General features: G+C 68.4%; 7 protein-coding genes. 1 reads left to right on the top strand and 6 read right to left on the bottom strand.

The window, feature by feature from the left end; translation table 11 throughout:
* Positions 1–191: 191 nt before the first annotated feature.
* The 4 genes from ACIP0B_RS08955 to lexA are packed head-to-tail and all read right to left on the bottom strand — an operon-like array spanning position 192 to position 5,923.
* The gene (locus tag ACIP0B_RS08955; RefSeq protein ID WP_400831301.1) at positions 192–3,269 is read right to left on the bottom strand and encodes an error-prone DNA polymerase; all 3,078 of its coding nucleotides are present in this window, start codon (positions 3,267–3,269) and stop codon (positions 192–194) included.
* A complete protein-coding gene (locus tag ACIP0B_RS08950) occupies positions 3,266–4,681 on the bottom strand; it encodes a Y-family DNA polymerase (RefSeq protein ID WP_400831299.1) in 1,416 nt (471 codons plus the stop codon). Before ACIP0B_RS08950 ends, ACIP0B_RS08955 begins: the two co-directional genes overlap by 4 nt.
* Before the next feature lie 7 nt (positions 4,682–4,688).
* Entirely contained in the window at positions 4,689–5,306 is a 618-nt protein-coding gene (gene imuA / locus ACIP0B_RS08945) for a translesion DNA synthesis-associated protein ImuA (RefSeq protein WP_400831297.1), read from the bottom strand.
* Positions 5,306–5,923, bottom strand: a complete 618-nt coding sequence (gene lexA, locus ACIP0B_RS08940) for a transcriptional repressor LexA (RefSeq protein ID WP_400831295.1) — start codon at positions 5,921–5,923, stop codon at positions 5,306–5,308. Before lexA ends, imuA begins: the two co-directional genes overlap by 1 nt.
* A gap of 700 nt (positions 5,924–6,623) precedes the next feature.
* Here lexA and ACIP0B_RS08935 point away from each other — a divergent pair.
* The gene (locus ACIP0B_RS08935; RefSeq protein ID WP_400831294.1) at positions 6,624–8,282 is read left to right on the top strand and encodes a phosphoethanolamine transferase; all 1,659 of its coding nucleotides are present in this window, start codon (positions 6,624–6,626) and stop codon (positions 8,280–8,282) included.
* A 276-nt stretch (positions 8,283–8,558) separates the two neighbouring features.
* On the opposite strand, the gene ACIP0B_RS08930 is transcribed toward ACIP0B_RS08935, so the two are convergent.
* Both ACIP0B_RS08930 and ACIP0B_RS08925 read right to left on the bottom strand, forming a co-directional pair.
* Positions 8,559–8,834: a DUF971 domain-containing protein gene (locus ACIP0B_RS08930; RefSeq protein WP_400831292.1), complete on the bottom strand. Its 276-nt coding sequence runs from the start codon at positions 8,832–8,834 to the stop codon at positions 8,559–8,561.
* Positions 8,831–9,793, bottom strand: a complete 963-nt coding sequence (locus tag ACIP0B_RS08925) for a HEAT repeat domain-containing protein (protein WP_400831291.1) — start codon at positions 9,791–9,793, stop codon at positions 8,831–8,833. The genes ACIP0B_RS08930 and ACIP0B_RS08925 overlap by 4 nt, the downstream gene beginning before the upstream one ends.
* Positions 9,794–10,003: the final 210 nt, after the last annotated feature.

Raw genomic sequence — 10,003 nt, 5'->3', positions numbered from 1 at the left:
TTGTGGGAGCCAGCCTGCTGGCGATGGCGGTGGGTCAGGCAGCAGGGATGTCGGCAGTGCCGGCCTCATCGCTGGCAGGCCAGCTCCCACAGGTTTTGGGGTGCACCTGGATCTTGCAGACACCCGAGATCCATTGTGGGAGCCAGCCTGCTGGTGGATGCGGCGCGGCTGAAAAGGTGTCCGGGGCGGGGTCAGTGGAAGTCGCGGCTCTGCACGCGGATGCCGTTGAGCAGCGGGCTCAGGTCGCTCAGCCGTCCGGCGATCAGGTGGCGCACCTCGCCTTCGCGTTCCCAGCGGCCATCGACCTTGAGCAACTGCGAGCCCACCAGCACCCGGCGCTGGCGGTCGGCCAGGTCGCGCCAGACCACCACGTTGACGTTGCCGAACTCGTCCTCAAGGGTGACGAAGGTCACGCCGCTGGCGGTGCCCGGCCGTTGGCGTCCGGTCACCAGCCCGGCGATGCTGACCGGCCGGCCGTGCTCGACCTCCTGCAATTCCCGCGAACTGCGGCACCGCCGCACCCTCAGTTCCTCGCGCAGCAACGCCAGCGGATGCGGCCCCAGGGTAGTGCCGAGGGTGGCGTAATCGGCGTGCAGGTCTTCGCCGACGCTGGGTTTGGGCAGCACGACTTCAGGCTCCTCCTGCCCCGGCAACCCGGCGAACAGCCCAAGCTGCGCCTGCACCCCGGCCACTTCCCAGCGCGCCCGGTGGCGGTGACCCGCCAGCCCGCGCAACGCCCCGCAGTCCGCCAGCAACGCCAGGGCCCGGCTGTCGAGCCCTGCCCGTCCGCCCAGGTCGGTGGCATCGGCAAATGCGCCCCGCTCCCGCGCCGCCTCGATGCGCCGGGCGTCCTCCTCGCGAAAGCCCTTGACCATGCGCAGCCCCATGCGGATCGCGGGCTGCCCGCCGGCCATGGGTTCCAGGCCGCAATCCCAGTCGCTGGCGCGCACGTCCACCGGGCGGATCTGCAAGTGGTGCCGGCGGGCGTCCTGGAGGATCTGGTCCGGGCTGTAGAACCCCATCGGCCAACTGTTGATCAGCGCACAGGCGAACGCCGCCGGCTCGTGGCACTTGAGCCAGCAACTGGCATAGGTGAGCAAGGCGAAGCTAGCGGCGTGGGACTCGGGAAACCCGTAGCTGCCGAAGCCCTTGATCTGTTCGAAGATCTGCGCGGCGAACTCCGGGGTGTAGCCGTTCTTCTTCATGCCGGCGGCCAGCCGCTCCTTGTGCGGCTCCAGTCCGCCATGACGCTTCCACGCGGCCATGGAACGGCGCAGTTGGTCGGCCTCGCCGGGGCTGTAGTCGGCCGCGACGATGGCGATCTGCATCACCTGTTCCTGAAACAGCGGCACGCCGAGGGTGCGCTTGAGCACCGCCTCCAGTTCCGGTGACGGATAGGTGGTCTTTTCCTCTTTGTTCCGGCGACGCAGGTACGGATGCACCATCCCGCCCTGGATCGGCCCCGGACGGACGATGGCCACTTCGATCACCAGGTCGTAGAAGTTCTGCGGCCGCAACCGGGGCAGCATCGACATCTGCGCCCGCGACTCGATCTGGAACACGCCGATGGTGTCGGCGCGGCTGATCATGTCGTAGGTCGGCCGGTCATCGGCCGGAATCGTCGCCAGGCTCAGCGCCCTGTTGCGGTGGCGGCTCAGCAGGTCGAAGCAGCGGCGGATCGCGCTGAGCATGCCGAGGGCGAGGATGTCGACCTTGAGCAGCCCGACCGCGTCGAGGTCGTCCTTGTCCCACTGGATGACCGTGCGGTCGGCCATGGCGGCGTTCTCCACCGGCACCAGGGTGTCCAGCGGCTCCTGGGAAATGACGAAGCCGCCGGGGTGCTGCGACAGGTGCCGGGGGAAGCCGATCAGTTGCCCGGTCAGGCTCAGCACCCGGCGCAGCACCGGGCTGCCCGGGTCGAACCCGCCTTCGCGCAACCGCTCGACCGGCGGCACGTCGTCGCTCCAGTGGCCGCAGCAATCGGCCAGCGCGTTGACCTGATCCGGCGGCAGGCCCAGGGCCTTGGCCACATCGCGCACGGCGCCGGCCGCGTGGTAGGTGCTGACCACCGCCGTCAACGCGGCGCGACCGCGGCCGTAGCGGCGAAACACGTACTGCAGGACCTCTTCGCGGCGTTCGTGCTCGAAATCCACGTCGATGTCCGGCGGCTCGTTGCGCTCCTTCGACATGAAACGCTCGAACAGCAGCGTGGTGCGATCCGGGTCGATCTCGGTGATGCCCAAGGCGAAGCACACCGCCGAGTTGGCCGCCGAGCCGCGGCCCTGGCAGAGAATGCGCTGATCGCGGGCGAACTTCACGACGTCGTGGACGGTGAGGAAATAGCTTTCGTAGCCCAGTTCGGTGATCAGCTTCAGTTCCTTGTTGATCTGCCTCAGCACCTTGTAGGGCGCCCCTTTTTTCCAGCGCCAGGCGATGCCGTCCTTGGTCAGCCGCCGCAGCCAGGAACGGCCGGTGTGCCCGTCGGGCACCAGCTCTTGCGGGTAGCGGTAGTGCAACTGGCCCAGGTCGAAGGTGCAGCGCCGGGCCAGATCCACCGAGGCCTGCAGCAGGGCCGGCGGATACAGCCCGCGCAGCGCGTCGAGGCTGCGCAGGTGCCGCTCGCCGTTGGGGTGCAGGCGCAGCCCGGCCTCGGCCACCGGGACGTGGTGGCGGATCGCGGTCATGGTGTCCTGCAACGCCCGGCGGCCACGGGCGTGCATGTGCACGTCGCCGCTGGCCACCGCCGGGATGCCCAGCCCGTCGGCCAATTCCAGCAACGCCGCCAGCCGTTGGCGGTCGTCCTGCCCGCAATGCAGCTGCACCGCCAGCCACAGGCGCTCGCCGAAGGCCTGCCGCAGCCAGCGGCCTTCTTCGATGTCATCGATGGCGTCCGGCACCCACAGCGCCTGCAACCCCGGCAGCGGTTGCCCGAAGTCCTCCCGCAGTACCTGATAGCAACCTTTCTGCGTGCGCCGCCGGGCACGGGTGATCAGGCCGCACAGGGCCTGATAGCCTTCGAGGGTTTCCACCAGCAGCACCAGTTTCGGGCCCTGGTCGATGCGCACCTCGCTGCCGATGATCAGCGGCAGTTCAACGGATTTCGCCGCCTGCCAGGCCCGGACGATCCCGGCCAGGGTGCATTCGTCGGTGATCGCCAAAGCCTGGTAGCCCTGCTGCTTCGCCCGCTGGAACAGCTCCAGCGCACTGGAGGCGCCGCGCTGGAAACTGAAGTTCGACAGGCAGTGCAGTTCGGCATAGCCGTCGTTCATGCGAACCAGCCCTGCAGCCACAACGGACCGCCCTCGCCCACCGCCCGGTAGGCCCAGCCTTGCTGGCCGGCGCGGTTCTGGATCAGGTAGTAGTCGCGGCGCACGTCGCCACCGTCCCACCAGCCGGATTCGATGCGCTCCGGCCCCATGAGGATCCGCGCCGCCCCCTCGGGCAGCGCCTGCGGCTCGCCCAGCAGCCAGCCCGGACGGTGCACGCCCGACAGCGACGCGCAGGGCAGCTTGTCGGTCCCGTCCTGCCACGCGCACTCCGGACGGTGGTCGGCCTGGGAGCGCAGGCCGACCACCGCGTCGTCCCCCAGCCGGGCGCGCAGGCGTTCGCGCAGCTGCTCCCAGGGCAACGTCTGCTGGGGGCGCTCGTCGAACAGTTCCTGATGCTGCGGCACGAAGACAGGCAAGTCCTCGGCGCACAGGCGAAAACCGCGCACCGGCGCCTCGACCTGCACCTGCTCCAGACGCCCGCGGGCCAGCTCGAACAGCATCGCCGGATCGCGCTCGGCGCTGAGCAGGCCGACCTTGATCAGCGTGTCCGGCAGGCCGGCATGCTCAAGGTGCAGGTCGAAACGCTGCACGCCGCTGTCGCGGCCGCAGAGGAACGCCGCCAGGTCGGCGGTCAGGCGGCGTAACGGGAACAGCAGCGCCTGATGGGACTGGACGTCGAAATTGAGTTCGATGCGCACGTCGAAGCGGTCCGGCGGCTGATAGAACGCCAGCGCCAGCGGCCGTGCGCCGAACAGGGTGTCCAGGTGCTTGAGCACCTGTGCCTCGAAACGCCTGGCCAGCGCCTGACGCGGCAAGGCCTGCACCTGGCCGAGGTGGCGCAGGCCCATGCGCTCCAGCGCCGTGGCCACGTTCGGCGCCAGGCCGATCCGGTCGACGGGCAGCCGTCCCAGATGATGGCGCAGGGCTTCGCCGTCGGGCACCACCAGACCGTCGCCGACGTTGGCCAGCACCCGCGCCGCCGCCGGGTTGGGCGCCGCGGCGATGCGGTGACGGAAGCCCAGCGCCGCCAGCTCCGAACGCAGCAGCGCCTCGAACTGTGCCCAGGAGCCGAACAGCCCGAGGCTGGACTCGATCTCGAACACCACGGTGCGCGGGTAATGCACGCTGACCTGGGCGCTGAAGCGGTAGGCCCAGGCGGCGAGAAAGCGTTGCCAGTGCTCGACCTCGGCCATGTCGTAGTCGGCGCTGGCGAAATCCCGGCTCAGGGCCTGGGCGGCGGTCATCGACTGGCCGGGACGCAGGCCCAGGGCCCTGGCCGCATCGTTCACCGCCTGCAGCACCCGGCGCTGGGCCGGGCCGCTGAGCAGCGCCAACGGTTGATCGGGATCGGGGCGTTGACGCAGCACCGCGTCGAGCGCCAATTGCGGAAACAGGATGCAGACCCAGCGCATGGCGACCTCAATGCCCCACGGCAAAGGCGATCGGCGCCGTGCGGGCCAGCCCGCCGCGGCATTTGAGCACCCGCAGCTGCGCCGGTTGGGCGTCGATGGCGATCCGCAGCGCCGCCGGCGACGGGTTGACCGCCTCGCTCAACGGACGCCAGGCGAACGCCAGGGTCTGGCCGGTCTCCGCCGCCACCTGCAAGCGCCGCAGCGCCCGGTCATCGGCCTTGTGCGGCCAGCACAGCACCGCGCCGCAACTGCCCGAGCGCAGGCATTGCTCCGCCGCCCACAAGGCATCGCGCTCGCCGGCCCGGATCACCGACAACTGACGCAGGTCGACGCCGGCATTGGCCCAGGCCTGGGGGTACGGCACGAACGGCGGCGCCACCAGCACGATGCGCTCGCCCGCCGCCGACAGCCGCGCCAGGGTCGGCCACACCAGTTGCAGCTCGCCGACGCCGGGGCCTGAGAACAGGATTTCGCTCAACGCCGACTCCGGCCAGCCGCCGCCGGGCAGCGCCGCATCCAGCGCAGGGTGGCCGGTGGGCTGCGGGCTGGCGGCCGGGGCTGCGGGCCGGCCCTTCCACACCTGGCCGCCATTGAACAGCGTGTCCAACGCAACGACGGCGCCCATCAGCCTTGCCTCACCAGGCCGCAGAACACCCCTTCGATGGCCAGGTCCTGGTCGGCCCGCACCACAATGGGCCGGTACGCGGGGTTGCGCGGCAGCAGGCGGACCTCATCGCCGACCCGCTCGAAGCGCTTGATGGTGACCTCGCCGTCGAGGCGCGCCACCACGATCTGGCCGTTGAGCGCCTCGGGATTGCGCCGCACGCCCACCAGGTCGCCGTCGAGGATGCCGTCCTCGATCATCGAGTCGCCCTGCACCCGCAGCAGGTAGTCCGGTGCGCGGGCGAACAGCGCCGGGTCGAGCATCAGGCGGTTGTGGACCTCGGCGTCGGCGCCGATCGGCGCACCCGCCGCCACCCGGCCCAGCACCGGCACGTCCAGCAGCTCCGGACGCGCCGGCTGGTTGAGCAGGCGGATGCCCCGGGCCTGATGCGGATTGACCTCGATGAACCCGGCTTCGGTGAGCGCCAGCACATGCTTGCGCGCCACGCTGCGGGAGGCGAAACCAAAAGCCTCGCTGATTTCAGCGAGGCTCGGGGGCTGACCGTGTTCGGCGATGCGCTCGCGGATGAAGGTCAGGATGGCGGTGCGGCGGGGAGTCAGGTTTGTCATGGAGTACATTTGTACTCTACCGGGGATTTTCTGGCAACGACCGCCAGTCAGGCCAAAACGGTGGGAGCTGGATAGCCAGCGATGAGGCCGGCACTGCTGGCATCTCTGTTGCCTGACCCATCGTCATCGCCGGCAAGCCGGCTCCCACAGGTATCGCCGGTGTCCGCAGGATCCATGTACACCGCAAAAACCTGTAGGCGCTTGCCTGCAAGCGATGAGGCCGGCACTGCCAACAACCCTGTTGCCTGCCCCACCGCCATCGCCAGCAGGCTGGCTCCCACAGTGGATCTCGGGTGTCTGCAAGATCTAGGCACACCACAAAACCTGTGGGAGCTGCGGTGCGACGATTCGACTTGCCAGCGATGAGGCCGGCACTGCCGATATCTCTGGTGCCTGCCCCACCGTCATCGCCGGCAAGCCGGCTCCCACAGGGTTCAGCAGCGGCCGCAGGTCTGTGCCCACCGCAAAAACCTGTAGGAGCTTGCCTGCAAGCGATGAGGCCGGCACTGCGGCATCTGTGTTGCCTGACCCACCGCCATCGCCAGCAGGCTGGCTCCCACAGGGATCTTGATCACCCTTCATCCCTGTGCATGAACCCTGACCATCACCGAAGGTTTGTTACAGGATGTTTACGAATTTTTGACCAACGATCTTCTACAGTTGCACGCGAACCGCGTGTGCTTTCTATCCGAGTAGAGGAAAAACCCCAATGGCTGCAGGCAAAGGACTGCGTTTACCGTCCATCACCCCCACCCGTCTGGTGCTGCTGTTTTCCCTGGCGCTGGTGGCGCTGTACAACCTGGCGACATGGAAGGCGCTGGGCACGCTGATCACCTTGCAGGGCGCGCACAAGCTGGCGTTCTTCGCCTCCTTCGGCGTGTTCCTGTGGGCCGCCATCACCCTGCTGCTGACCCTGGTGTCGTTCCGCTGGACGCTGAAGCCGGCGCTGACCCTGGTCGCCCTGCTCTCGGCCTGCGCCGCCTACTTCATGAACGAATACGGCATCACCATCGACACGGTGATGATCCAGAACGTGTTCGAGACCAACCCGGCGGAAGCCTCCGCGCTGTTCAGCGGCAAGCTGTTGGCCTATGTGCTGCTGCTCGGCGTGGTGCCGGCGGCGCTGATCTGGCGCTGGCCGGTGGCGTACCGGCCGTTCTTTCGCGGGCTGCTGAACAAGGTGCTGGTGATCGCCGCCTGCGTGCTGGTGATCGGCGCGTCGGTGGGCGCGTTCTACTCGACCTACGCGCCGATCTTTCGCGAGGAAGACAAGCTCACCCACTTCATCAACCCGACCAACTACATCTACGCGATCAGCAAATACGCCAAGCAGCGGCTGGGGATCAAAAAGCATTTCGTGGTGCAGGCCGTCGGCGAAGACGCCGTGATGAGCGCCAAGGCCGCCGCCCGCGAAAAGAAATCGCTGATGGTGTTCGTGGTCGGCGAAACCGCCCGGGCCGACCACTTCTCGCTCAACGGCTATGAGCGCGAGACCAACCCCGAGCTGAGCAAGCTGGACATCCTCAACTTCACCCAGGTGCACTCCTGCGGCACGTCCACGGCGGTGTCGGTGCCGTGCATGTTCTCGATGTTCCCCCGCGAGGACTACAGCGACAAGAAAGGCAAGACCTACGAAGGCCTGCTCGACATCCTCCAGCGCGCCGGCGTGCAGGTGCTGTGGCTGGACAACAACAGCGACTGCAAGGGCACCTGCCTGCGGGTGCCGCACCGCGACATCGCCAAGAACCAGCCGGGGCCGTTCTGCGACGGCAACAACTGCCTCGACGAGGCGCTGCTGGCGGATCTGCAGGGCTACATCGACAGCCTCAAGGGCCACGCGATCATCGTCCTGCACGCCGACGGCAGCCACGGCCCGGAATACTACGAGCGCTACCCGAAGGAGCAGGAACGCTTCAAGCCGATCTGCCGCACCAACCAGCTGGGCAGCTGCAGCCGTGAGGAACTGGTGAACGTGTACGACAACACGATCCTGTACACCGACCATTTCCTGGCCAAGGTGATCGAGCTGCTCAAGCGCAACCAGGACACCCTCGACACCTCGATGCTGTACGTCTCCGACCACGGCGAGTCCCTGGGCGAGAACGGCCTGTACCTGCACGCCGCGCCTTATGCCCTGGCCCCCGAGGCGCAGACCCATGTGCCGATGGTGATGTGGTTCGGCAACAACACCCTGGCGCAACTGGGCATCGACCGTGGCTGCCTGCAAGGCAAAAGCGGCCAGCCGGACCTGAGCCACGACAACCTGTTCCACTCGGTGCTGGGGCTGTTCGAGGTCAAGACCTCGCTGTACCAGCCGGGGCTGGACATCTTCCGGGGTTGCCGGCCGGCGATGACGGCTGCGCAGTGACCCGACATCACCAAACCCTGTGGGAGCCAGCCTGCTGGCGATAGCGCGGAGTCAGGCGAATGGTTGTTGCCTGACAAGCCCGCGCCCACAGGCATTTGTGGCAGCGTAGGCGCAACTGTCTTGCCCCGGGCCTGTGGTGTCCGGACTGGCGCCATCGCCAGCAGGCTGGCTCCCACAGGGGATCTCGGGTGAAAGCTGGGTCTGAGGTCACCGCAGAACCCTGTGGGAGCGGCGGTGCGACATGCCCGCAAAGGCGTCAGTCGAAACACCGCAGGATCAAGACAGTTGCGCCAGGTACTGCCACGGATAGATCCCGCGCTGATGGCCGTCGCTGAACACCAGTTGCAGGCCATAGCCCTGGGGGTTGAGTTCGATGACGCGGATGCGCTCATCGACCTGCGGCGTCATGCCCCGCAGGCGCAACGCCCGGCACTGCGAGCACGGACAGCGACGGCGCAACTCAACGTGCCCCAGGCGCTGTTCGCGCCCGTCCGGCCATTTCAAGCGCAATGTCTGCCCGACCGAAGCATTGCCGATGGCCAACGGGCTCATTGCAACTGACTCAACGCGATGCGCACGGCCTTGCGCACCTCCGGGTCGCCGTCGTCCTGGGCGGCCTGCAACGCGGCCACCGCGCCGCGGTCATTGAGGTCGCCCAAGGCCAGCGCCGCCTCCTTGCGCAGGTTGCTGATGCGGTGGCCGAGGGTCTCGATCAACGCATCCAACGCGGCGACATGGCGCAGGCGGCCGAGGCTGCGGGCGGCGCGCAGGCGCACCTGCCAGTAGTCGTCGCTCAGGGCCTGGATCAGGGCCGGGCCTGCGTCGGGGTGGCCGACCTTGCCCAGGGTCGTGGCGGCCTCTTCGCGCACGGGCCAGGCCGCGTCCTGCAAGGCCCGTTGCAGAGCCGGCAGCACGTCGGCGCCGGACGCCAGCCCGAGGGCGCCGGTGGCGGCGCGGCGCACTTCGCTGTCCGGATCAGCGCTGGCCAGCCGTGCCAGCGCCGGCAAGGCATCGAGCTGTTTGAGCCAGCCGAGCACCCCCACCGCCTCGCGGCGCACGCCCGCATCGGCGTCGTCGAGCGCCGCCACCGCTGCCGGCGCCGCTTCGGCCAGGCGCAGTTCTCGCAGGGCCCGCCAGGCCGCCGTGCGCACTTCGGTTTCGGCATGCGCCGTCCACGGCAGGATCACCCGGCCCGCCGCTTCGCGCTTGAGCAGGCTCAGGCTTTGCGCGGCGGCGGCCCGTACCGCCGGCGCCGGATCGGTCAGGGCCTGGCACAAGGCTTCGACCACCGGCGCGTCTTCCCAGGCCTCCAGCAGGCGCGCCGCTTCGGCGCGCACGTCTTCGGCGGGGTCGTCCGCCAGCCGATCCACCAGCCAGAGCAGACCGTCCGGCTCTTCGAGGTCGGCCAGGTCGATCAGGGCAATGCGGCGCACGCCCGGATCCTCGGCGGTCAGGCGCGGTTGCAGGGCGAGGATGTCGGCGTTGTCGGTCACAGCAAAAAATGAGGTCATGGGCTCACCACGGCTTAGGTTCGGACGGTGCGTTTGCGCCGCTGTCGGTGGGCGGTGGGAAACGCGGAATGTTCTTGTCTTGGCGTCCGGGGGTGGCCGGATGGCGTCTTGCGTTGTCGGTGGCGGCCTCATCGCCAGCAGGCTGGCTCCCACATGACTGTTCAGGGGTCGCAGATTCTGCATTCATCCGGATTCCTGTGGGAGCAACTG

This window comes from Pseudomonas sp. NPDC089534 (assembly GCF_044749305.1).
Lineage (GTDB): Bacteria > Pseudomonadota > Gammaproteobacteria > Pseudomonadales > Pseudomonadaceae > Aquipseudomonas > Aquipseudomonas ekonensis.
The sequence above is the reverse complement of the archived record's forward strand: the minus strand, read 5'-3'. Positions and strand labels throughout refer to the sequence as shown.

What these genes read in the sequence shown, in the direction of transcription:
- ACIP0B_RS08925 (WP_400831291.1), bottom strand. Translation starts at nt 9,793, where the DNA reads ATGACCTCATTTTTTGCTGTGACCGACAACGCCGACATCCTCGCCCTG.
- ACIP0B_RS08935 (WP_400831294.1), top strand. Translation starts at nt 6,624, where the DNA reads ATGGCTGCAGGCAAAGGACTGCGTTTACCGTCCATCACCCCCACCCGT.
- ACIP0B_RS08950 (WP_400831299.1), bottom strand. Translation starts at nt 4,681, where the DNA reads ATGCGCTGGGTCTGCATCCTGTTTCCGCAATTGGCGCTCGACGCGGTG.
- imuA (WP_400831297.1), bottom strand. Translation starts at nt 5,306, where the DNA reads ATGGGCGCCGTCGTTGCGTTGGACACGCTGTTCAATGGCGGCCAGGTG.
- lexA (WP_400831295.1), bottom strand. Translation starts at nt 5,923, where the DNA reads ATGTACTCCATGACAAACCTGACTCCCCGCCGCACCGCCATCCTGACC.
- ACIP0B_RS08930 (WP_400831292.1), bottom strand. Translation starts at nt 8,834, where the DNA reads ATGAGCCCGTTGGCCATCGGCAATGCTTCGGTCGGGCAGACATTGCGC.
- ACIP0B_RS08955 (WP_400831301.1), bottom strand. Translation starts at nt 3,269, where the DNA reads ATGAACGACGGCTATGCCGAACTGCACTGCCTGTCGAACTTCAGTTTC.